This is a genomic window from Massilia oculi, from assembly GCF_017582745.1.
Taxonomy (GTDB): Bacteria; Pseudomonadota; Gammaproteobacteria; order Burkholderiales; family Burkholderiaceae_D; genus Telluria; species Telluria oculi_A.
This window is the reverse complement of sequence record NZ_JAFVIM010000023.1, coordinates 54,987-76,631: the sequence shown is the minus strand read 5'-3', so window position 1 is coordinate 76,631 and position 21,645 is coordinate 54,987. Positions and strand designations below refer to the sequence as shown.

Below are 21,645 nucleotides of genomic sequence, written 5' to 3'. Positions count from 1 at the left end.
AGCTCGTTGACTCAGAGCCCGGCCGCCAGCATCCCGTCGCTGTGCGGCGACCAGATGCTCCCGGCGCGCACGAACTTCTCGGTCGTGACCAGCGCGAACCTGCCCCCTACCACGTCCCAGCCATAGCGGTCGATCTCGACCCGCTGCGGTTCCACCCGCACCACATTGAAGGAGTTGACCTCGCCGCGCCCGCGGGTGGAAGTGGCGGTGCCGGCCTGGATCACCAGCGCCGCGTATTCCGCGATCTGGTAGCGCGCCGCCGTGCTGCCGGCGTGGCTGGCATGCATGTGGCCGGCCATCAGGATGTCGACGTTGGTCTCGGCGAACACCTCCATCGCCATCGGCGCGCGCACCACGAGGTCGCGCTTCTCGAAGTGTTCCGGCAAGTCGAAGGGGTGATGGGTGACGACGATGCGCGTGACCTCCGGCGGGAGGCCCGCCAGGCGCTCGCGCAGCGCCGCCACCTGCTCGTGGCTGATGCGGCCGTCCTTGATGGTTAGCGAACGCGCGGTGTTGACGCCCACCACGGCGATCTCGTCGTCGATGAACACGGGCTCGAGCTCGTCGGTGATGTAGCGCTTGTAGCGCGCCAGCGGCCGCATGAAGCGGCGGAACACGTTGTACAGCGAGATGTCGTGGTTGCCGGGTACGATGATTTGCGGACCGGGCAGCGAATCGAGAAAGGCGCGCGCCTCTTCGAATTCCTCGACCCTGGCGCGCTGGGTCAGGTCGCCCGAGATCACGACCACGTCGGCCGCAATGCGCTCGACCAGTTCGCGCAAGGGGCCGAGCAGCGCCTGGTCGACGCGGCCGAAATGCAGGTCGGACAGGTGAACGAGAGTGCGCATCGGGGTCTCCTTGATGTCTTTATATCTCTTGCGGCGGCGCCCCGCCCTGCTCGCCGCGCTCGCGCGCGGCGCGGGCATGGCGCCGGTTCAGGGTGGCGGCGCCGCCGATGCAGATCGCCAGCCAGCCGCAGCCCTCGGCCAGCGCGGCCAGGATATCGGTCAGGTAGTGGGCGCCGAGGTACATGCGCGAGAACGCGATCAGGCCGATCATCAGCGCCGCCAGTACGAAGGGCAGCAGGCGCCCGATCCACGACCTGGCATGACGCGCGAAGTAGCAGGCCAGCACGCCGTACAGCACGGTGGCGGCCATCGTGTGCCCGCTCGGGAAACTATAGGTGGTGAGGGTGAGGATCGGCTCCTCGAAATGGGGACGCGCGCGCTCGAAGGTATGCTTGAGCGCCACATTGAGCAGCATCCCGCCCGGCACGCTCGAGACCAGCGCCACGACCCAGTAGCGATGCCCGCGCCGGTACAGCCAGACGCCGACGCCGAAGGCGATCGCCAGTACGCCGGGCGTGCTGTGGACGTGGGTCAGCACCAGCAGCGCATCGCGCAGCAGGCCGCCCTGGCGCGCGTGCGCGTGCAGCCAGTCGGCCACCACCACGTCGAGCTGGGTGATCGGGGCGCCCGCGACGACGGCGCCGGCCAGCCGGGCAAAACCCGCCATCGCCAGCAGCAGGAAGGCGATGCCGACGGTGAGATGGAGGCCGTACTCGCCTTCCGGCGAGAAGCGGGCGGCGGCAAAACGGTGAAGACGGGGCAGGATATTGCTCATGACATTGATTATGACTGACTTGGCGAAAAAACCACACACGCAAAAAATTACTGTATATCCGAACAGTAGCTGTAGATTTGTACAGTAGTTGTGTTATTCTTTCCTCACTGCACAACCACTTCGATACGAGGAAACGAACATGACCACTCTGAACAGCTCCTTCGGCCTGGAACACGCACCCGTCCCTTTCCTGGCGCGCATCGGCCGCCGCGAAATCCTCATTACCCGCGATTTCCGCAAGCGCTTCTACGCGGTCAATCCGGTCATCGAGTGCGATACCGGCGTCGAGGCCGGCCACGTCGAGATCCTGCTGTTCCGCCGCTGGCTGCTCATTCTTTCCAAGGCACACTGACAAGTAGCAGGCAGGGATGCGCAAGCTGATCTACGTTGGAAAAATGCATATGGATGCTTGAATTTATTCCTTCTCTTTCGGTGGGCCGAGACCGTACGCTACGGTTTCCCACCCTCCAGAAAGATAATAAATGCTTCGCAAAACCTTCATCCATTCGCTGGCAGCACTGACCCTGCTGGTGCAGACCTCGGCATTTGCCGCCGACGTCAACCTGCTCAACGTGTCGTACGACCCGACCCGCGAGCTGTACCACGAGTTCGACGCGGCCTTCGCCAAGCACTGGAAAGCAAAAACCGGCGACAACGTCACCGTGAAGCAATCGCACGGCGGTTCGGGCAAGCAGGCGCGTTCCGTGATCGACGGCCTGCAGGCCGACGTCGTCACCCTGGCGCTTGCCTACGACATCGACGCCATCCGCGACAAGGGCCTGATCAATCCGGGCTGGGAAAAGAAGCTGCAATACCATAGCGCGCCGTACACCTCGACCATCGTGTTCCTGGTGCGCAAGGGTAATCCGAAGAAGATCAAGGACTGGAACGACCTGGTCAAGCCGGGCGTCTCGGTGATCACGCCGAATCCGAAGACCTCGGGCGGTGCGCGCTGGAACCACCTCGCGGCCTATGGCTACGCGCTGCGCCAGCCGGGCGGCAATCCGCAGAAGGCGGCCGAGTTCCTGGGCGCCCTGTACAAGAACGTGCCGGTGCTCGATTCGGGCGCGCGCGGCTCGACCACCACCTTCGTCGAGCGCGGCATCGGCGACGTGCTGCTGGCCTGGGAAAACGAGGCGCTGCTGGCGCTGCGCGAACTCGGCCCCGACAAATTCGAGATCGTCGCGCCGTCGCTGAGCATCCTGGCCGAGCCGCCGGTCGCCGTGGTCGACAAGAACGTCGACAAGAAAGGCACCCGCAAGGTGGCCCAGGCCTACCTGGAATACCTGTACAGCGACGAAGGCCAGGACATCATCGCCAAGAACTACTATCGCCCGGCGGTCGACAAGTTCGCCAAGAAGTACGCGTCGCAGTTCCCGCAGATCAAGCTGTTCCAGATCAGCGAGCTGGGCGGCTGGACCGCGGCCCAGAAGAACCACTTCGCCGACGGCGGCATCTTCGACCAGATCTACACCAAGAAGTAAGCCCTACACCGCACCATGTCTCCTGGACGCCGTTCCCGCCACTGGTGGGGCGGCGTTTTTTTCGCGCATGACGCATCGCTTCACCCGCGCGCCAAAAAATCCCTTGAAATAGCAAACTCGGTCACGAAGTGAACAATTCACTAACTCGTGGCCTGCCGCGCATCGCTGTCGCGAACGCGGCGGTCCTTCCCCGCATAACCCGAACACGGAAAGGATCACCCAATGTCAGTCAGACTCCGCAAGATCAACGAGCAAGTCATGGTCATCACCGGCGCCACCAGCGGCATCGGCCTGTCGACCGCGCGCATGGCCGCCGAGCGCGGCGCCCGCCTGGTGCTGGCGGCGCGCGCCGACGATGCGCTGGATGAACTGGTCCACGAACTGCGCGCGCGCGGCACCGACGTCATCGCCGTCACCGCCGACGTCGGCAAGATCGAGGACGTCGAGCGCATCGGCGACGCCGCCATCCGCGAATTCGGCCGCATCGACACCTGGGTCAACAATGCCGGCATCTCGATCTTCGGCCGCATCGAGGATATCTCGCCCGAAGACCACCACCGCCTGTTCCAGACCAACTTCTGGGGCGTCGTGAACGGCTCGCTGGAAGCGGTCAAGCGCATGAAGCTGCGCGGCGGCGGCGCCCTGATCAATTTGGGCAGCGAACTGTCCGACCACGGCATCCCGCTGCAGGGCATGTACGCGGCGTCCAAGCACGCGGTGAAAGGCTTCACCGATTCGCTGCGCATGGAACTGGAAAAGGAAGGCGCGCCGATGTCGATCACCCTGGTCAAGCCGTCGGGCATCGACACCATGTTCGCGGTGCACGCCAAGAACTATATGGAAAAGGAACCGAAGCTGCCGTCGCCGGTGTATGCGCCGGAGCTGGTGGCCGACGCCATCCTGTATTCGGCCCAGCATCCGAAGCGCGACGTGTTCGTCGGCGGCGCGGCAAAGATGAATTCGTCAGGGGCGCGCTTCCTGCCCCGCGCCTTCGACAAATACGTGACGGCGACCATGTTCAAGGGCCAGAAATCGGATGCGCCGGCCGATCCGGGCCGCCGCGACGCCCTGCACAAGCCCGACCACACGCGCGAACTGCGCGAGCGTCAGGGCATTTACCAGACCCATGAGCGCAGCCCGTACACCGCGGCCCAGCTGCGCTCGAAGCAGATCGCCACCGCCCTGCTGGGCGGCGGCGCCCTGCTAGCGGCCTTCGCCCTGAGTCGGCGGACGGCTCGTTAAGAAATCGGTGTCCTCCTCGGTCAGCGGCAGATCGGGGATGGACTCGATGCGGTCGGTATCGATGTCGGCGCCATCCCTGGACACGGCGTCGCGGCCGGCCGCGGCGCGCTCGCCGGTGCCGCCCATATCGCTGTCGCCCGAGAAATCGGCGTCGCCGACGTCGGGCCCGGCGGTGTCGCCGGCATGGCTGGCTTCGAGGTCGGACGTCGTGCCTTCGTCGAAATCGAGCGTCTGCTCAGGGTCGAGATTGCCGGCGAAACCGGGGCCGCCGACGACGTCGCTGCCGGTGTCCGAAATATCGCTCGGGCCGAGCGCGTCGATGCCGTGGCCCTTGCCCAGGTTGCGGTCTGGGCGTTCCGGGAAGTTGTCCGGATCAAGTGTGCTGGTGCCAGTCATAATGCCTCCATATGTGTTGATGAACCATGGAGACAGAGTACTGAATTTTGCCACTGTCTGTCGCAGCGCAGGCACGGCAGGCAAACTCAGAACGCGCGCCGCATGCCCACGTTGAGCGCGGAGCCATCGCCCCGATTGTCCCCCAGATGCGCGCCGGCCAGGTGCTGGATGCGCGAGTACGCGGCATAGAAATCCAGCCGGCGCGACACCGCATAGCTGGCGCCGACGGCGAGCTGGCGCGCGTCGTTGTTGGCCGGGTCGCGGTCGTTGCGCTGCACGTAGGACGCCAGCAGCGTGGTCTGGCGCGACACCGGCACCGCCACCCCCATCAGCACGTCGCGGCTGTCGGTCGAGCGTGTGGCGGCGACGCTGGCGCCATAGGGATTGTCCGGATTGAACAGCGGCGAATTGCCCCAGCCGCGGTTTGCGCTGTAGGCGGCGTAGGCCGTGCCCCAATCGAAGCGCATATTGGCGGCGACGATGGAATTCCTGGCGGCCATCGTGATGTCGATCTCGTTGACCCGCGTGACCTTGGCCACGTTGCGGTTCTGGTGGGCGGCGCGGATGTTCAGCGGCCCCAGGTTGAAGCCGACCGTCATGCCCCAGGCCCGGCCCGACGGCGAGCCGTCGACATCGCCCTTGCGCCACTTGGCGCCGGTGCTGATCCCGGCGACGCGGCCTTCGTAGCCCACGCTGTCGTCGGCGCGCATGCCGCGCGGTGCCGACTGGGCCGCCAGGCCGCCCTGGAATGGGTCGCCGACGTCGTTCAGGGTGGTGTAATCGAGGTTGTACTGGCGCCCGATGGTGACGACGCCCTGGCGTTCGCGCGTGTGCGCGCGCTCGAGGTCGGTTGCGCGCTCGTGCGTGAAGATGGACAGTCCCGACGGCACCGCTTCCGCGCGCGCCGCCAGCTGCAGCTCCGCCAGGCAGTCCGGCCCGCAGACCGCTTCCTGGATCGCTCCGGCGCCGGCCCCTTGCAAAGGCGCCGGGTCATTCTGCGCCGAAGCGCACGCCGCGCTCCCTCCGAGCACGGCCAATGCGACGATGGACATTCTCATGGCGTCAATCTCTCCCTGACACCTACTATCTGCCTGTTATGGCAACCTGATCTGTCTAATACCTCACATAACCGAGAGTTTCGGCTCGCCTTTCGGTTCGCCTATGCGCCAGCGCATGACCTGATGGTCGTCCTTGATCTGGCGCACGGTTCGTCCATTGCTGTCCACCGTACACCGAATGATGAACCGGTGCAACCTTTACGATGCTTCCAGAAATGTCGGCGTCAACGGCGCAGCGCGGCAAAGGCGGCCGGCTCCCATTCGCGCAGCGCCAGCAGCAGGCCGCTGCCGCGCCGCTGCGCCAGTGGCGCGGCCAGGCTTTCCTCGTGCAGCTGGGCGAAGCGGGCGCGCAGCAGGCGCAGCTCGTGCTGCAGCTTGGCGCGCGCGCTGTCGGTGAGCATGCCGTGGGCAAAATCGAGGGTTTCGCCGCTGCCGTCGAAGCCGCCGGCCACGAACTCGGGCATGCCCTGGCCGTTGAAGTAGCGCCGGATCGGGCCGTCGGCCAGCCAGTCGAAGTCGCGCGCGACGTTGACCCGGATGCGGTTGCCGGGCAGGAGCGTGATCAGTTGCAGGCGGTCAAGGCGCAGCAGGTATTGCAGGCACTCGGCCTCGCTCAGCCGGTAGACATTGAGCATGTCGAGCATGCGCCAATGGTTCAGCGCGCACACCGCCACGAGCAGCAGCTTGTCGTCCTGCACCAGTTCCCCTTCCTGCTCGGCGCTCAGGGTGCGCAGGCGGCGCTGGCCGTTCTGGGCTTCCTGCGCGATCTCGGCCAGGGTGAAGCCGAGCAGGCTGCAGATTTCCACGATGCGCTCGAGCGTGAACTGCTCGCTGGCGAACAGGCGCTTGATGCTGGGCTCGGACAGGTCGAGCGCGACGGCGACGTCGCGGTAGGTCAAGCCTTGCAGCTTCAGTTGGCGCTTGATGGTGGCGATGATCTGGCTGATTTGGGTCATGGTGGGAACTCGAGGAACGATCAGGAAACGGTACCGGTCACCGCCGCATGCCAGACCGGCACCGCGGCCAGCCTGACGGCGTTCTTGCCGTCGCGCTTGGCGGCGTACATGGCATGGTCGGCGCGTGCCAGCCAGGCGTCCAGGTCGGGCTTGTCGGCGGGCGCGAACAGCGCCACGCCGATGCTGGCGCCCACCGTGACGTCGGTGGTGCGCAAGGTGTAGGGTTCGCGGATGCAGGCGAGCAGCTTGCGCGCGGTATCTTCCGCGTCGCCGGGGCTGGCGAGCATCTCGAGCACCACCACGAATTCGTCGCCGGCCAGGCGCGCCACCAGGTCGGTCTTGCGCACGGCCGCGGCCAGGCGCGCGCCGAACTGGCGCAGCAGCTCGTCGCCCTCTTCGTGGCCATGGGTGTCGTTGACCGCCTTGAACCCGTCCATGTCGATGAACAGGAGCGCCGCCGGCCTCGCGCCGCGCGAGGCCCGGGCCATGGCCTCGGGCAAGGCCTCCATGAGCGCGCGGCGATTCGGCAAGCCGGTCAGCACGTCGCGCAGCAACAGCGCATTGAGCTCGGCGGTGCGCTCGGCCACCTTCGATTCGAGATGCTCGTTCATCTGCTGCAGCGCGCGCCGGTATTGCGCTTCGCTGCTGACCAGGTCGCGCATCGTGCCCGACAACATGTTCGCTTCATGGAAACCACGAATCTGCGGAATCGCCGGCAAGTCTTTCCCGCTCGCCGTGGCCTCGGTCACCTTTTCGATCGCCTGGCCCAGCTGGGCCATCGGCTGCGCCAGGCGGCGCGCCAGCAGCGCGGCCGCGAGCACCAGCAGCAGGCCCAATAATGTGCTCCAGGCCAGCATGCGGCGTTTCAGCTCGCTCGCCCCCTGCAGGGCCCTTTCTTCATCCTGCCGTACCAGCACCGACCATCGCAGCGTCGCCGGGTTGCCGGCGTTGCCCGTTTGGCTGAATCCGGTGAGGTAGGTGCGCCCGCCCGGCCACGCTTCGCGCAGCGCGCCGGTGTCGCCCATATTGGCGCGGCGCAGGCTGGCGGTATCGATCTTTTGCTCGACCAGCTCCTGCGGCCCGAGCATGACGGTGCCGTCCGCGCGCACGACCAGGATCTCGGCGCCATACTCGCGCAGCGCCGGCGTGAGCAGCATCTGCGCCTGGCGGCGCGCCCATTCCCAGCTCAGGTGCAGGCCCAGCACGGCGAACAGCTCGCCCTCCTGGCTGAACACGGGCGTCGACACGTCGACGAAACGCCAGGGGTCGGGCCTTTGCGGCATCAGCTTCTCCAGCAGCAGCGCCGGATGGTAGTCGGTGGCGCGTACGCCATCGCGGCCGACCTGGAACCAGGGACGCATGCTGACGTCGTTCCCTTCCAGCAGCCCCATGGTCGAGGCGACCACCGTGCCCGTGGTGTCGGCCATGCCGATCCAGGCGTAGTCGGGGAAGGTCTGCTGCAGGCTCTCGAGCGTGACGCGCGCCGCCGCGGGATTGCGCGCCTGGCGCACCGACGGCAAGGCGGCCAGCAGGCGGGCGTCGCCGACGGCCTGCTCCACGACGCGATTGAGCGCATCGCGCATCTGCCACGACAGTTGTTGCAGGCGCAGCTCGGCTTCGGCATTGGCCTGGCGTACGGCGAAATGGTTCACCACCGTCAGTTGCAACGCCACGGTCAATGCCACGGTGATGCACACTGCCAAGGTCATCAGGGTGGACAGGCGAAATTTGCAGAGCAGACCTTGCATAAGAGATTTGCGTAAACGTAATAACCCGTCATGATAGCGCTGAAACCACGGGTGAGTTCATCGCTGGAAACAATGCACAAGGGAAATTTATCGGTCGCCGAGGATTTTGGACAGAACGCAACACTTTAACGCAAGCTGACGTCGTTGTAGCATTTCTTTTAGCAAAAAATTGTATTCATTTCTCTCCATTCTAGAACAGGCATTTTCGGAAAAATCGAATATGGGGAATAAGACATTCGACCATGTCACCATTCGTTTTTGCCGACTGGCACAAGGACGATATCGATGACCACGCATATGGACCGCTTCCAGGAGATGCAGATCTTCACGCGCATCGTGGAGCGACGCAGCTTCACGCTGGCGGCGGAGGAGCTGTCGCTGCCGCGTGCGACGGTAACGAATGCGATCAAGCGCCTGGAAGCGCGACTCGCTACCCGTCTGCTGGACCGCACCACGCGGGTGGTTGCGCCGACGCTCGACGGCGAAGCGTATTACGAGCGCTGCGTGCGCCTGCTGGCCGACCTCGGCGAAATGGAAAGCGTCTTCACCCGCGCGACCCCAACCGGCTTGCTGCGCGTAAATCTGCAAGCCACGCTGGCGCGCCGGGTCGTGGCGCCGCGCCTGCCCGCTTTCCTGGCGCGCTATCCGGGCATCGAGCTGCAGATCGGCGAAGGCGACCGGCTGGTCGACCTGGTGCGCGAAGGCATCGATTGCGTGCTGCGCGTCGGCAACCTGCAGGACTCGTCGATGGTGGCCCAGCAAATCGCGCAGATCGCGCAGGTGACCTGCGCCAGCCCGGCCTACCTGGAACGCCATGGCCGGCCCGCCACGCCCGACGGCTTGCGGCAGCACCAGGCCGTCAACTTCATCTCCTCGGCGACCGGCAAGCCGTATCCGCTCGAATTCCTGGTCGACGGCGCGCTGCGCCAGCTAACCTTGCGCAGCGCGGTGTCGGTCACCGGCGCCGATATGTACACGGCCGGCGCGCTTGCCGGACTGGGCATCGTGCAGGTGCCGCGCTACCGCGTCGAGCACGAGCTGAACCGGGGCGAGCTCGAAGTCCTGCTGCCCGATCTCGCGCCGCCGGCCCTGCCCGTGTATGTGCTGTATCCGCAGAGCCGCCAGCTGTCGCCGCGGGTGCGGGTCTTCGTCGACTTCCTCAAGGACGCGTTCGCCGGCTTCGGCTGAGCGATTCGGTTACCATGGCCACACGCTTACATAATGAATAAGGAGACCCCGATGCCGAGTTCCCCCCTCTACCCCCTGCTCGCCGCCACCCTGGCCATCGCCGCACCACTGTCGCTCGCGGGTCCGGTGGTGACGATCGACAGCGGCAAGGTGGAGGGAAAGGTCGACGCCGGTATCGCCAGCTGGAAAGGCATCCCCTTCGCCACGCCGCCGGTGGGCACGCTCCGCTGGCGCGCGCCGCAGCCCGTGCAGCCCTGGGCCGAGGTGCGCCAGGCGACCAGCTATGCGGCGGACTGCATGCAACTGCCCTTCCCCAGCGACGCCGCGCCGCTCGGCACCAAGCCCGATGAAGACTGCCTGTACCTGAACGTCTGGAAGCCGGCGGATGCCAAGGGCAAGCTCCCGGTGCTGGTCTGGATATATGGCGGAGGCTTCGTCAATGGCGGCTCGTCGCCGCCGACTTATTCCGGCGCCGAGCTGGCGAAACAGGGCGTGGTGGTGGTCAGCTTCAATTACCGGATCGGCCGCTTCGGCTTCTTCGCCCATCCGCAACTGACGCAGGAAGCCGGCCGGGAGGCATCGCTCGGCAACTACGGCTTCATGGACCAGATCGCGGCGCTGCAGTGGGTCAAGCGCAATGTGGCGGCCTTCGGCGGCGATCCCGCCAATGTCACCATCAGCGGCGAATCGGCCGGCGGCATGTCGGTCAATTTCCTGCTCACGTCGCCACAGAGCCGGGGGCTGTTCGCCAAGGCCGTGGTGATGTCGGGCGGCGATGGCGGCACGGCGCCGACGCCGCTGGCCGGCGCCGAAAAGGTCGGCGTGAACTTCGCAGCCGGCAAGGGCATCGCGGCCGACGATCCGAAGGCGCTCGACAAGCTGCGCGCGCTGCCGGCCGAACAGGTGGTGGACGGGATGAACCTGGCGAACTTCAGGATGCAGGGCATGCCGACCTATCACGGCCCGTTCGCCGACGGCAGGCTGGCGATCGATTCGGGCGCCGCCTTCGGCGCCGGTCGCATGCACGAGGTGCCGGTGATGATCGGCGCCACCAGCGCCGACATCGGCGGCAAGACCGGCTATATGGTCGCCGGCGCGCGCAGCCTGGCGGCGACCCTGGCCGGCCATGGCGTGCCGGTCTACGCCTACCGCTTCTCGTATGTGGCCGATTCCGTCGCCAAGCCAGGGGCCGGTGCCGGTCACGCAACCGACATCCCCTTCTTCTTCGATACGGTGACGGTCAAGTACGGCGAGCAGGCGACGGCCAAGGACGTCGCCGTCGGCAAGGCGATGAGCACGTATATGGTAAATTTCGCCAAACGTGGCGATCCGAATGGCGCGGGCTTGCCGGCTTGGCCGCGCTACGCGCGCAGCGAAGACCGGATCATGGACTTCTCGGCATCGGGCAAGCCGGAGGCGCTCAAGGATCCCTGGGGCGGCGAGATCGACGCGGCGGCCGCGTCTCGCCGTTGAACCTGCGCCACACAAACGAGACGTCGCCGGTGCGGCGGAACATCGCCTATAATATTGTCTGGGTGATCATACCGCTGAGGGTATGACAGGATTTGCGCTGGTCGGGCCGCCACGCGGCTCGCTCACGCACATCATCATGTCACCTGTCACTCATCCTCTCATCATTTCGGCCATATCGTGGCCGCATCGCTTTCCACCTTCACTCACCGCAGGCCACGCCGGTCCGTGGGCCGCCAATTCATGAGACACGCCGGACGGCATGCACGCCGTCACGGCTGGAGGACCTTTATGCGCATCGAACGACGACTTTCTAAAACATTCCAAGAATTCATTGCATCGGGCAAGGCCGGCGGCGCCATCCTGATCCTGTGCACCCTCGTATCGCTGGCCATCGCCAATTCGGCCTGGGGTCCTTCCTACCTGGGCTTCTGGCACATCCCGCTCGGCGGCCTGAGCGTCGAACTGTGGATCAACGACGCCCTGATGGCGGTGTTCTTCCTGCTCGTCGGCCTGGAACTCAAGCGCGAACTGGTCAACGGCGAATTGTCCGACATGCGCACCGCGCTGCTGCCGATCCTGGCTGCGGCGGGCGGCATCGTGGTGCCGGCCTCGATCCATTTCGCCCTCAACGGCGGCACGCCGGCGCAAGCCGGCATGGGCATCCCGATGGCCACCGACATCGCCTTCGCCCTCGGCGTACTGGCCCTGCTGGGCAAGCGCGTGCCGGCCTCGCTCAAGGTGTTCCTGGCCGCGCTGGCCGTGATGGACGACCTGGGCGCGATCATCGTCATCGCCGTGTTCTATACCGCGCAATTGTCGGTTGCCCACCTGGTGGGCGCGCTCGCGGTCTTCGTGGCGCTGCGCCTGATGAACACCCGCCTGTGCGTGCTGGCGCTGTGGCCCTATCTGCTCGGCGGCGCGCTGATGTGGTTCCTGATGCTCAAGTCGGGCGTGCACGCGACCATCGCCGGGGTGCTGCTGGCCTTCACCATCCCCTATTCCGCGCTGGAAGACGACGCCGCTTCGCCGTCGCACCGCCTGGAACACGTGCTGCACAAGCCGGTGGCCTTCCTGATCCTGCCGATCTTTGCGCTGGCCAATACCGGCATCGTGATCGGCGCCGACTGGGCCGGCGAGCTAAGTTCGCTCAACAGCCTGGGCATCCTGGTTGGCCTGGTGCTCGGCAAGCCGGTCGGCATCCTGCTGTTCAGCTTTGCGGCGGTCGCGATCGGCGTGTGCCGCCTGCCGCTCGACCTGGCCTGGCGCCACGTGCTGGGCGCCGGCATGCTGGGCGGCATCGGCTTCACGATGTCGATCTTCATCACGAACCTCGCTTTCGTGGGACATGCGGATATCATCAATGCCTCGAAGATGGCGATCCTGTCCGCTTCGGTGATCGCGGGGACGATCGGTTTTACCTGGCTCAAGCTCATGGGCGCGCCGCTGGCTTCCGACCGCGACCTCGACACCATGGACTTCGACGTCGATCCGCCCACGCAAGCGAAATAAACCACACTGCCGATGAACAAGGTCATCCACCCCGCGCGCGCGGTCGCCCTGGGCTTCCTGCTGGCGATCCTCGCGGGCACCGCGATGCTCATGCTGCCGCTGGCGCGCGCCGACGGCAGCGCCGCGCCGCTGATGGTAGCCTTCTTCACCTCGGTGTCGGCGGTGTGCGTGACCGGGCTGGTCCTGGTCGATACGGGAACCTACTGGTCCGGCTTCGGCCAGTCGACGATCATGGTGCTATTCCAGCTCGGTGGCCTGGGGATGATGACCGCCGCCACCCTGCTCGGCCTGATGGTGAACCGCTCGCCCAAGCTGCGCACGCGCCTGATGACCCAGACCGAGACGCGCTCGATCGGCATGGGCGACATCTCGAGCGTGGCGCGCGTGGTGCTGGTGGTGTCGGTGCTGTTCCAGCTGGCGATCGCGGCGATCCTGACGCTCAGGCTGCAGTCCGACTACGGCATGGCCTGGGGCGAGGCCGGCTGGGTGGGGCTGTTCCATGCGGTGTCGGCCTTCAACAACGCCGGCTTTTCGATCCACCCGGACAGCATGATCCGCTACGCGGGCGACGCCGGCATCCTGGTGCCGGTGATGCTGGCCGCCATCATCGGCGGCGTCGGCTTTCCGGTGCTGCACGACCTGCGCCACCGCTTCCGCGATCCGCGCCACTGGTCGCTGCACACCAAGCTGACCCTGTCCGGCACCCTGATCCTGCTGTTGCTGGGCTACTTCGCCATCCTGCTGTTCGAATGGAAGAACCCGCAGACCCTGGGCGCCTTCGGCCTGGTCGACAAGCTCATGAACGGAATGTTCATGTCGGCGGCGGCCCGCACCTCGGGCTTCAACACGGTCGACGTGGCGGCGCTAACCCGCGAAACCTGGGCCCTGCATTATTTTTTGATGTTCATCGGCGGCGGCAGCGCGGGCACGGCGGGCGGGGTCAAGGTGGGCACCGTGGCGGTGCTGGTGCTCCTGGTGATTGCCGAAGCCAAGGGCCACGCCGATACCGAAGCGTTCGGGCGCCGAGTCGGCTCGTCCGCCCAGCGCCAGGCGATCACGGTGCTGGTGCTGGGCAGCGTCATCGTGGCCTTCGGCACCGTCGCCCTGCTTCGTATCTCGCATTTCCCGACCGACCAGGTCATTTTCGAGGTGATCGCGGCCTTCGGCAGCGCGGGCCTGTCGACCGGCATCACCGCCGACCTGCCCGTGTCCGGCCAGCTGATGCTGGCCCTGCTCATGTTCGTGGGGCGGGTCGGCACGATCACCTTCGCGACCTCGCTGGTGCTGGGCGAGCGGCGCATGCCTTACCGTTATCCTGAGGAGCATCCAATTGTTGGGTAGAATTTTTACGGAGCAGTTCGCGTTTTCGGCCGGCGACAGCGTGGTCGTCATCGGCCTCGGACGCTTCGGCGGCGCGGTGGCGCAGTCTCTGATGCGCCTTGGGCACGACGTGATGGGCATCGACACGCGCGAAGACCTAGTGCAGGTGTGGGGCGACCGCCTGACCCACGCGGTCCAGGCCGACTCGACCAACGAGAACGTGATGCTGCAGCTGGGCGTGGCCGATTTCTCGCATGCGATCGTCGGCATCGGCTCGGACCTGGCGGCCAGCCTGATGACCCTGATGGTCTTGACCGAACTGGGGATCAAGGACATCTGGGTCAAGGCGATGACGCCGGAGCACGGGCAGATCGCCCAGCGTATCGGCGCCCACCACGTGATCTATCCCGAGGCCGACATGGGCGCGCGCGTGGCGCACCTGATCACGGGGCGCATGATGGACTTCATCGAGTTCGAGGATGGATTTGCGATCGCCAAGATCAACGCGCCCGCCGAGACGCACAATCGCACGCTGGCCGAAGCCCATGTGCGCAGCCGCTTCGGCGTGACCGTGGTGGGCGTCAAGCGCGCCAACGAAGACTTCCAGCATGCGCTGCCGGAGACGACGATCCGCTCGGCCGACCTGTTGATCGTGTCGGGGCCGACCAAGAAGATCGAGATGTTCGCGGCCGGGGGCAAGAAGCGCAAGGCGCCGTAGACAAGCTGGCGGCGTTCCCGGCTCCGGGAACGCGCTCCAGCGTTTGGCCGACGCGGCCCGCGCTCATGTGTTCATCGGATGACCCAACTGTGCACCTGCCGTCGACCCTCGCATGGGATGATGATGAAAATACAAACCCCAGGAACTACACCGGGACAGTCCCGGACACGCGTGAGGAAACCAACCATGTCGAAGCCATCGAGCATTGCCGTCGCGCTCGCGACAGTACTGTGCGCCGCCTGCAGCACCTACACGGCGCCACCGACCAGTCCCGCCGGACCGGACACCCAGGCCATCGCCTGGACCGGCACGACCTGGCGCCTGCACGAAATCCAGTCGATGGACGACGCCAAGGGCAACACGCGGCCGCCGCCGGACCGGATCTATACGATGCGGCTGACGCCGGACGGCCGCGCCGCGTTCCAGCTGGACTGCAACCGGGGCTCGACGTCGTACACCATCGGGACCAGCGAGCCGGGCCGGGGCGCAATTACGTTCAGCAACCTGGCGATGACCCGAGCGATGTGCCCGCCTGGATCGCTCGACAGCCGCATCGCCAGGGATATGGGCTATGTTCGCTCATACATGATGCAGGGCGACATGCTGTCCTTGAGCTTGATGGCCGATGGCGGCATCTATGTCTGGAAACCCGAGACGGCCATACCGCCCGCCCGGTGAACGCACCAGCTTGCCCGCATCGAAGCGGGCGGCGCCGATTTAGCGGGCCATCCCCTTGCTGGACAGCACGGCACCAACGAGCGCCGTGAACTCAGCGCAAGCGGCATCCGCCCCGGCCCGACGCGCCTGGCCCGCCGCGTCCTTCGTGGCGCCTTGCAGGATCGTGTTCTGATCGTGCAGCAGTCCAATCTGCATCGCCATCAGGCGCTCGGCATTGCCTGGCGCATGGATTCCCGCCGCCTTGCAGATGGCGTCGATGCGCCGGCCGAGCAGTTCCGACGCATTTGGCGGCGAGTCGTGGGCGGTCGATGTGTGGCTTGTCGGGGCAGCATCGTCAGGCACTGCTTGCTCGGGCGGGATCTTGTCCGCGACCGCGCCGAGCTGCGCCTGCTCCTGCACCGCATCCCGAGGGACGGCGCCGGCTTCGCCAGTGGCCCCAAGTTGCAGCAATACGCGCTCGACCGCGCGCAGTGTATCGCACAGCCTCGACATATCCGGCGCATCCTCACCCAGGCGCGCTTCGGTCACGCTGGCGATCGACAGCATGGCGGCCACGCAATGGCGAACCTGCCGAAGGCTGCGCTCGGCGTCCGCTCCCCGGCAAGCCCTGGCATAGTCGATGACGTCGGCACGCGCCTGCAGCGGCTGGGCGCCCTCGTCCGTTGCCCTGCGCGCCATTTCTCGCGCAGCCGGTGAGGAAGCGTCGCGCGGCATGCTTTCCCAGTCCGCCAGGCTGAATCGCCCGAGCGGCTCGCCGGATTGGCCCAGCACTGGAACGTGGATCCTGATCGTGATCGCCAACGAATTTTTCATCCACTCGAGCGGCGCCACGCGAAAACCCGGGTCGCCATCCTCGTCCACCTGCGGATGCACGGTCTCCCAGAAACGCACGAGCAGGCCCTCCACCAGCAGCAAACCGCGCAACAGCCCTTCGAAACCATGCTGGCGCGTCCACGCCTCCATGAGCCAGGCGGCGATCTGCAGATCCTTGGCATATTCGCGCAATGTCGTCTTGCAGAGCATCTCGACTCTGGCCCAATCGACGCGCTTCCCAGGCTGCTCCCAAGCGCCCATCGGCAGACGCGGATCGTCTTCCCGGCGCGCCTCGCGTAACACGTCGAAAATGGGGGCGAAGCGGATCGGCGGACCGGTGGGCAGGTCTTCCCTGATCGGGTGGAGGAGCGATTCCAGTTCGCTGCGGTGTTCCGCGCTCAGTGGCGGGCCTGGCTGGTTAACGTCGATGTCGGTCATGTGGCGGGAAAGTGATGGATGGTCCTGACACGATTATTGCGTTCGTGACGGGATTGGTCCATGTGTTTTTTGTCGTTCGGAATTTTCGCCAGTTGTGCGGAGGGCGCAGCTTCCTGGCTGGTCGGGCAGGAATTGACCGTGTGTGACGAAAAAAAGCCCCAACTTGTGGGGCTCGGTAATCCCCCCCGTTTTTAGAGCACGCTAAAAGTAGAGGTTAAGCGGCGAGGGCAAGTTTCTGTTTTTGGCGTAATACCGCCGAGTGCCATGTTGGGCCGGTCGTGATTGTAGGTCCACAGCCAATTGGTGACAAATTCTTGGATTTCGTCGAGTGTTTCGAAAAGATGATGGGCCAGCCAATCATAGCGAACCGTCCTGTTATAACGCTCGACATACGCGTTCTGTTGGGGCTGGCCAGGCTGGATAAAGTCGATGCGAATACCGCGCTTTGCGGCCCACGCCGAGGTCACTGCGCTGATGTATTCAGGGCCGTTGTCGCATCGAATTGCCTCCGGCCTGCCACGCCATTCGATGATCCGGTCGAGCGACCGAATCACGCGTTCAGACGGCAGCGAGAAGTCGACCTCGATCCCGAGGCCTTCGCGGTTAAAGTCGTCGATCACATTGAACAGACGAATGCAGCGCCCGTCGGCAAGTTGGTCGTGCATGAAATCCATCGACCAGCTCTGGTTGATCGCGGTTGGCACCACTAGCGGCGACGGCTTTTCGCGTACCAGCCAATGGCGTGGTTTGATGCGTAGGTTCAGCTCGAGCTCACGGTAAATCCTGTAGACCCGCTTGTGGTTCCATGGGAAGCCCTTGACGTTGCGCAGGTACAGGAAGCACAGCCCAAAGCCCCAGTTGCGCTGGTTATTCGTCAACCGCACCAGCCAGTCGGCAATCAGAATGTTTTCAGCGTCGAGCTTGGCCTTGTACCGGTAACAGGTCTGGCTGATGCCAAATGCCTGACAGGCCAGCCTGACCGTCGCTGAGCGCTCCGTTACGGCACGTTGCGCCATCTCTCGCCGCCGAGATGGCGCTACCACTTTTTTGCGAGGGCCTCGGCGACGATTTCAGCTTTCAGGCGCTCCTCGGCGTACATCTTCTTGAGGCGACGATTCTCTTCCTCAAGCTCCTTCATGCGCGCCATCAGCGACGCGTCCATGCCGCCGAACTTGGCGCGCCACTTGTAGAACGTGGCGTTACTGATGCCGTGCTCGCGGCACAGCTCCGGTACAGGGCTGCCTGCTTCGGCTTGCTTGAGGATGGCGATGATCTGGCTGTCGGTAAAGCGGGACGTCTTCATGTAGAGCTTTCTGTCTTAAGTAGAAAATTCTACTTCTAAACGCGCTCTTTTTGCGGGGGGATTACCGAACGGCGGAGGTGTGAGGGGATACGCATTGGTTGAGATAGTGAAGTGTCTCACTAATGTGTCTCACCAAACTTTCCTGGGGAAATAAAAAGCCTTAAAAATCAAGGACTTAGAATGGGGTGGCGGAAGCGGTGAGATTCGAACTCACGAACGGGTTCCCCCGTCGGCAGTTTTCAAGACTGCTGCCTTCAACCACTCGGCCACGCTTCCTGTGAGGAACCGGCATTATACATAAATCATCTGGGCTGGTCAGGTTGTTCACGTGCCAGGATGAGACCGGCGAGCTGAGCCTCCCGCCTGCGCGGAAGCGATGTGCATCAGCGAGCGGCCATTGATGAGCCGCCAGCGCGCAGCCGGACAAACCCCAGGATCCTGCTCACCCGATCAATAACCAGTTATCCCGCAAACACCGCTCGAAATCATACGCCGGCAACGGCGCCGCATACAGATACCCCTGCACCTCATCGCACCCCGCCTCGCGCAAAAACTCCAGCTGATCCAGCGTCTCCACCCCTTCCGCGATCACCCGCAAACACAGCTGCCGCGCCATGCTGACGATGGTACCCGCGATCGCGCAATCGCTCGCATCCTTCGGTATCCCGGTCGTGAACGAGCGGTCGATCTTGAGGGTCTGGATCGGAAACCGCTTCAGGTACGACAAGCTCGAATACCCGGTCCCGAAATCGTCCAGCGACAACGACACCCCCAGCGCCGTGATCCGGTCCATGATCGCCGTCACGCGCTCGAAGTCGTGCATCAGCGTGCTCTCGGTGATCTCCAGTTCCAGCCACGACGGATCGAGCTGGTAGCGCCGTAAGGTATCGGCCACCCGCGAAGGTAACGACGGCGTAAACTCCCGCGCCGACACGTTCACCGCCAGCCGGAACGGAGCAATCCCCGACCTCTGCCAGATCGCCGCCTGCGCGCAGGCCTGCTCCAGCACCCACTCGCCCACCTGCACGATCAGGCCCGTGGTCTCGGCCAGCGGAATGAATTCCGACGGCGGCACGATGCCGCGCTGCGGATGCACCCAGCGCACCAGGGCTTCGGCGCCCACGATGCGCCCGCTGGCAATCTCGAACTTCGGCTGGTAATACAGGGTCAGTTCACCGTTGCCGAGCGCATGGCGCAGACCCGATTCGATGCGCATGCGCTCCTGCATGCCCTTGTTCATGTCCTGGCTGTAGAAGGCGACGCTGCGATCCGGATTGGCGTCGGCGCGCTTGGCGCGCTCCATCGCGATGTCGGCGAGGCCGAGCAGGGTCTCGGCATCGTTGCCGTCCTGCGGATACACGCTGATGCCGATGCTGGCCCCCACGCGCAGGTCATGCCCGCCGATATAGAACGGCGCGTCGAGCGAGGCCTGCAGCTTCTGCGCCACCGTGGTGGCCTCGAAGTGCTGGCGGATGTCCGACAGGCCGACGGCAAATTCGTCGCCCGACAGGCGCGCCACCACGTCTTCGTCGCGCAGGGCGTCCTTGAAGCGCTGCGCGACCTGGCGCAGCAGCTCGTCGCCAATGCGGCGCCCGAGCGTGTCGTTGATGCGCTTGAAGCGGTTCAGGTCCACGAACAGCACGCTGCCCGCCGTCTCGTTGCGTTGCGAGACCGCCAGCGCCTGGTCGACCAGGCGCGCGAACAGCGTGCGGTTCGGCAGGCCGGTCAGCTCGTCGTAATACGCCAGGTGGTGCAGCTGTTCCTCGGCCTGCTTGCGTTCGGTGATGTCGGTGAGATAGGCGATCAGGCCCGTCGGCCGGTCGGCCAGGTCGCGCAGCGGAGACAGCGACAGGCTGGCCCAGAACACCTCGCCCGATTTTTTCCGGCGCCGCACTTCCATCATGCGCCCGCCCTGCTCCGCGAACAGGTCGGGCTGCATGTCGTCGCCGCCATCCTCGTCGGCATACAGGAACAGGATGTTGCGCCCGATCGCTTCCAGCGCGGTATAGCCGAACAGCTGCTCGGCGCCGCGGTTCCAGCTGGTGATGTAGCCCATCTGGTCCATCGTCAGCACGGATTCGTGGATCTGGTCGAGGATCTGCGACTGGTGCGCCAGCTGCGCTTCCATCTGCGCATAAGCGTGGGTGGAGCGCTGCGCCAGCGCGTGCATCTGCATCAGGCTCGCGGTCAGGTGGGCCAGCGCCACCAGCTTGCGCTCGGTCTCGGGACAATACCCTTCGCCGCCGCTCACTTCGTACCAGCCGAACTGCTCGATGCCGGCCGCCACCGCGTGGCGCAGGATGCGCGCGCCCGGCGGGTTCGGATCGATCAGGCCGGCGCCCGGCACGAAGCGTCCCTCCGGGCTGCCCGTCAGCAGGGCCGCCAGGCGTCCCAGCTCCAGGGTCAGGGCCTCGCCGCGCAAGCGGAGGATGGCGTCGCAGACGGCGGCCGTGCCGCCGACGAAGTCGAAGGAATCCAGTTCGCGCAGGTCAGACATTCCGGCCCACCTGGATCGCCCAGTGCCAGGCGCTCAGCTGGCTGTTCCACCAGGCGGCCGGGCTCACGCCCGCCTCCTCCAGCATCGCTAGATCCGGATGCATCTCGGTCAGCCGCAGCCAGGCGCCGAGCCGGCCGCGCCGCTCGACCAGGGCTCCGGCGACGTCGTCCGGCAGGTACAGGTCGGCCGCGATCGCCGCCATCGGCATGTGCAGCAAGCGGTCGAGCAGCGAGAACACGCCGGTCATGAAGGCCAGGTCTTGGGCGTCGCGATCGCCGCCCGCGTCCCGGCTCAAGGCTTCCAGCTGCGCGCCGCGGCGCGCCGCCAGCGGCAGCAGCAGGTTCGGCAAGCCGTCCGGCTGCTGGCGCGCGTACAGCAGCAGCTGCAGCCAGCGCTGCAGCTGGCGCCGGCCGAGCACCGTGATCGCGTGGGAGAAGCTCGTGATCTGGGTGCTCACCGCGAAGGCGGCCGAGTTGACCAGCTTGAGCAGGTGATAGGCCAGCACCGGGTCCTGCTTGATCTGGTCTTCCAGCTCACGCGATTCGGCGTCGCGCGCCAACAGGCCCAGCAGGGTCAATATGCGGCGGCGCGAGCTGCCGTCGTCGTCCTTCGAGGGCGCCGCGTCGGGGTCGCAGGGGTAGTCGCCGCTGAACCAATCAAAACCCGCGTTCTCGCATTCGGAAAAGCGGCGCGCGCCGTCGACGCCGTGCGCCAGGTGCGGTCCGAACAGCGAGACCAGGCGGCCGGGCAGCAGCGCAGCGTCACCATGCGCGCGGCAATCGCGCGCCGCTGAGCGCAGGGCCGGCGGCGCCTTCGCACCCTCGGGGATGTCGCCGTCGAGCCAGACGCGATAGCCGTAGGCATGCAGCTCGGCCAGCTGGCGCGCGGCGCTGCCGGACGCCAGCGCCTCGGCCTTGATCACTAGGCCGACGCGGTTGGCCGGCAGCAGCGCCAGCACCGGCACCGTCAAGGCCTCAGGGCCATCCAGGTGCAGCAGGCAGTCGAGCGGCGCGATTGCCGTGAGCAGGTCGGCGCCCGCGAACACCGCTTGCAGACGTTGCGCCAGGTCGGCGCCGGGCGCCAGCCGCAGGCTCAAGGCCACCCATTCGTTCTGCGCATTGGCGACAGGGTCGATTGCTACCAGCGGAAAGTGTCCCTGCTCGGCCATATGATGTTTCTCAATAATATCCAGGCAATCTTA

General features: G+C 65.5%; 18 protein-coding genes, 1 tRNA gene and 1 pseudogene. 9 read left to right on the top strand and 11 right to left on the bottom strand.

Annotated features, from left to right (window positions below; all coding sequences use genetic code 11):
• Nucleotides 1–11: 11 nt before the first annotated feature.
• Both J3U95_RS22425 and J3U95_RS22420 read right to left on the bottom strand, forming a co-directional pair.
• Nucleotides 12–848: a metallophosphoesterase family protein gene (locus tag J3U95_RS22425; RefSeq protein WP_208280847.1), complete on the bottom strand. Its 837-nt coding sequence runs from the start codon at nucleotides 846–848 to the stop codon at nucleotides 12–14.
• Nucleotides 849–867: 19 nt separating this feature from the next.
• Nucleotides 868–1,623 carry a phosphatase PAP2 family protein gene (locus tag J3U95_RS22420; protein WP_208280846.1) on the bottom strand — a complete coding sequence of 252 codons (756 nt, stop codon included), beginning with the start codon at nucleotides 1,621–1,623 and terminating at the stop codon, nucleotides 868–870.
• A gap of 139 nt (nucleotides 1,624–1,762) precedes the next feature.
• Here J3U95_RS22420 and J3U95_RS22415 point away from each other — a divergent pair, with 139 nt between their 5' ends.
• From J3U95_RS22415 to J3U95_RS22405, 3 genes are all read left to right on the top strand, one after another.
• A complete protein-coding gene (locus J3U95_RS22415) occupies nucleotides 1,763–1,975 on the top strand; it encodes a hypothetical protein (RefSeq protein ID WP_123069738.1) in 213 nt (70 codons plus the stop codon).
• 130 nt (nucleotides 1,976–2,105) lie between these two features.
• On the top strand, nucleotides 2,106–3,107 hold the full coding sequence (locus tag J3U95_RS22410; protein ID WP_208280845.1) for a sulfate ABC transporter substrate-binding protein: 1,002 nt from the start codon (nucleotides 2,106–2,108) through the stop codon (nucleotides 3,105–3,107).
• Between the two features lie 222 nt (nucleotides 3,108–3,329).
• Complete coding sequence (locus J3U95_RS22405; RefSeq protein WP_208280844.1) at nucleotides 3,330–4,349, top strand: SDR family oxidoreductase; 1,020 nt, start codon at nucleotides 3,330–3,332, stop codon at nucleotides 4,347–4,349.
• Here the strand turns inward: J3U95_RS22405 and J3U95_RS22400 are convergent.
• The 4 genes from J3U95_RS22400 to J3U95_RS22385 form a co-directional block, all read right to left on the bottom strand.
• Nucleotides 4,311–4,745 (bottom strand): hypothetical protein, encoded by a 435-nt coding sequence (locus J3U95_RS22400; protein ID WP_208280843.1) that lies wholly within the window; start codon nucleotides 4,743–4,745, stop codon nucleotides 4,311–4,313. The two genes, J3U95_RS22405 and J3U95_RS22400, sit on opposite strands and share 39 nt — an antisense overlap.
• Before the next feature lie 86 nt (nucleotides 4,746–4,831).
• Nucleotides 4,832–5,803, bottom strand: coding sequence for a porin (locus tag J3U95_RS22395; protein WP_208280842.1), 972 nt, complete (start codon nucleotides 5,801–5,803; stop codon nucleotides 4,832–4,834).
• Between the two features lie 224 nt (nucleotides 5,804–6,027).
• On the bottom strand, nucleotides 6,028–6,759 hold the full coding sequence (locus J3U95_RS22390; RefSeq protein WP_208280841.1) for a helix-turn-helix domain-containing protein: 732 nt from the start codon (nucleotides 6,757–6,759) through the stop codon (nucleotides 6,028–6,030).
• Between the two features lie 20 nt (nucleotides 6,760–6,779).
• On the bottom strand, nucleotides 6,780–8,507 hold the full coding sequence (locus J3U95_RS22385) for a diguanylate cyclase domain-containing protein (protein WP_208280840.1): 1,728 nt from the start codon (nucleotides 8,505–8,507) through the stop codon (nucleotides 6,780–6,782).
• A 297-nt stretch (nucleotides 8,508–8,804) separates the two neighbouring features.
• Here J3U95_RS22385 and J3U95_RS22380 point away from each other — a divergent pair, with 297 nt between their 5' ends.
• From J3U95_RS22380 to J3U95_RS22355, 6 genes are all read left to right on the top strand, one after another.
• Nucleotides 8,805–9,695, top strand: a complete 891-nt coding sequence (locus J3U95_RS22380) for a LysR family transcriptional regulator (protein ID WP_208280877.1) — start codon at nucleotides 8,805–8,807, stop codon at nucleotides 9,693–9,695.
• 51 nt (nucleotides 9,696–9,746) lie between these two features.
• Entirely contained in the window at nucleotides 9,747–11,168 is a 1,422-nt protein-coding gene (locus J3U95_RS22375; RefSeq protein WP_208280839.1) for a carboxylesterase/lipase family protein, read from the top strand.
• A 288-nt stretch (nucleotides 11,169–11,456) separates the two neighbouring features.
• Nucleotides 11,457–12,677 carry a Na+/H+ antiporter NhaA gene (gene nhaA / locus J3U95_RS22370; RefSeq protein WP_208280838.1) on the top strand — a complete coding sequence of 407 codons (1,221 nt, stop codon included), beginning with the start codon at nucleotides 11,457–11,459 and terminating at the stop codon, nucleotides 12,675–12,677.
• A gap of 12 nt (nucleotides 12,678–12,689) precedes the next feature.
• On the top strand, nucleotides 12,690–14,018 hold the full coding sequence (locus J3U95_RS22365; protein ID WP_208280837.1) for a TrkH family potassium uptake protein: 1,329 nt from the start codon (nucleotides 12,690–12,692) through the stop codon (nucleotides 14,016–14,018).
• Nucleotides 14,011–14,715 (top strand): potassium channel family protein, encoded by a 705-nt coding sequence (locus tag J3U95_RS22360; protein WP_109344216.1) that lies wholly within the window; start codon nucleotides 14,011–14,013, stop codon nucleotides 14,713–14,715. Before J3U95_RS22365 ends, J3U95_RS22360 begins: the two co-directional genes overlap by 8 nt.
• 186 nt (nucleotides 14,716–14,901) lie before the next feature.
• Nucleotides 14,902–15,393, top strand: a complete 492-nt coding sequence (locus J3U95_RS22355; RefSeq protein ID WP_208280836.1) for an META domain-containing protein — start codon at nucleotides 14,902–14,904, stop codon at nucleotides 15,391–15,393.
• Between the two features lie 39 nt (nucleotides 15,394–15,432).
• Here J3U95_RS22355 and tssA read toward each other — a convergent pair whose 3' ends face one another.
• The 5 genes and pseudogenes from tssA to J3U95_RS22330 form a co-directional block, all read right to left on the bottom strand.
• Entirely contained in the window at nucleotides 15,433–16,644 is a 1,212-nt protein-coding gene (tssA, locus tag J3U95_RS22350; protein ID WP_208280835.1) for a type VI secretion system protein TssA, read from the bottom strand.
• Between the two features lie 214 nt (nucleotides 16,645–16,858).
• A pseudogene (locus J3U95_RS22345) lies at nucleotides 16,859–17,947 on the bottom strand (IS3 family transposase).
• Between the two features lie 186 nt (nucleotides 17,948–18,133).
• Nucleotides 18,134–18,223: transfer RNA gene (locus tag J3U95_RS22340), tRNA-Ser, on the bottom strand.
• A 166-nt stretch (nucleotides 18,224–18,389) separates the two neighbouring features.
• Complete coding sequence (locus J3U95_RS22335; protein ID WP_208280833.1) at nucleotides 18,390–20,444, bottom strand: putative bifunctional diguanylate cyclase/phosphodiesterase; 2,055 nt, start codon at nucleotides 20,442–20,444, stop codon at nucleotides 18,390–18,392.
• The gene (locus J3U95_RS22330) at nucleotides 20,437–21,612 is read right to left on the bottom strand and encodes an HDOD domain-containing protein (RefSeq protein ID WP_208280832.1); all 1,176 of its coding nucleotides are present in this window, start codon (nucleotides 21,610–21,612) and stop codon (nucleotides 20,437–20,439) included. The genes J3U95_RS22335 and J3U95_RS22330 overlap by 8 nt, the downstream gene beginning before the upstream one ends.
• Nucleotides 21,613–21,645: the final 33 nt, after the last annotated feature.

What these genes read in the sequence shown, in the direction of transcription:
- J3U95_RS22355 (WP_208280836.1), top strand. Translation starts at nt 14,902, where the DNA reads ATGTCGAAGCCATCGAGCATTGCCGTCGCGCTCGCGACAGTACTGTGC.
- tssA (WP_208280835.1), bottom strand. Translation starts at nt 16,644, where the DNA reads ATGACCGACATCGACGTTAACCAGCCAGGCCCGCCACTGAGCGCGGAA.
- nhaA (WP_208280838.1), top strand. Translation starts at nt 11,457, where the DNA reads ATGCGCATCGAACGACGACTTTCTAAAACATTCCAAGAATTCATTGCA.
- J3U95_RS22330 (WP_208280832.1), bottom strand. Translation starts at nt 21,612, where the DNA reads ATGGCCGAGCAGGGACACTTTCCGCTGGTAGCAATCGACCCTGTCGCC.
- J3U95_RS22420 (WP_208280846.1), bottom strand. Translation starts at nt 1,623, where the DNA reads ATGAGCAATATCCTGCCCCGTCTTCACCGTTTTGCCGCCGCCCGCTTC.
- J3U95_RS22380 (WP_208280877.1), top strand. Translation starts at nt 8,805, where the DNA reads ATGGACCGCTTCCAGGAGATGCAGATCTTCACGCGCATCGTGGAGCGA.
- J3U95_RS22415 (WP_123069738.1), top strand. Translation starts at nt 1,763, where the DNA reads ATGACCACTCTGAACAGCTCCTTCGGCCTGGAACACGCACCCGTCCCT.
- J3U95_RS22405 (WP_208280844.1), top strand. Translation starts at nt 3,330, where the DNA reads ATGTCAGTCAGACTCCGCAAGATCAACGAGCAAGTCATGGTCATCACC.
- J3U95_RS22385 (WP_208280840.1), bottom strand. Translation starts at nt 8,507, where the DNA reads ATGCAAGGTCTGCTCTGCAAATTTCGCCTGTCCACCCTGATGACCTTG.
- J3U95_RS22335 (WP_208280833.1), bottom strand. Translation starts at nt 20,444, where the DNA reads ATGTCTGACCTGCGCGAACTGGATTCCTTCGACTTCGTCGGCGGCACG.
- J3U95_RS22410 (WP_208280845.1), top strand. Translation starts at nt 2,106, where the DNA reads ATGCTTCGCAAAACCTTCATCCATTCGCTGGCAGCACTGACCCTGCTG.
- J3U95_RS22395 (WP_208280842.1), bottom strand. Translation starts at nt 5,803, where the DNA reads ATGAGAATGTCCATCGTCGCATTGGCCGTGCTCGGAGGGAGCGCGGCG.
- J3U95_RS22375 (WP_208280839.1), top strand. Translation starts at nt 9,747, where the DNA reads ATGCCGAGTTCCCCCCTCTACCCCCTGCTCGCCGCCACCCTGGCCATC.
- J3U95_RS22400 (WP_208280843.1), bottom strand. Translation starts at nt 4,745, where the DNA reads ATGACTGGCACCAGCACACTTGATCCGGACAACTTCCCGGAACGCCCA.
- J3U95_RS22365 (WP_208280837.1), top strand. Translation starts at nt 12,690, where the DNA reads ATGAACAAGGTCATCCACCCCGCGCGCGCGGTCGCCCTGGGCTTCCTG.
- J3U95_RS22425 (WP_208280847.1), bottom strand. Translation starts at nt 848, where the DNA reads ATGCGCACTCTCGTTCACCTGTCCGACCTGCATTTCGGCCGCGTCGAC.
- J3U95_RS22390 (WP_208280841.1), bottom strand. Translation starts at nt 6,759, where the DNA reads ATGACCCAAATCAGCCAGATCATCGCCACCATCAAGCGCCAACTGAAG.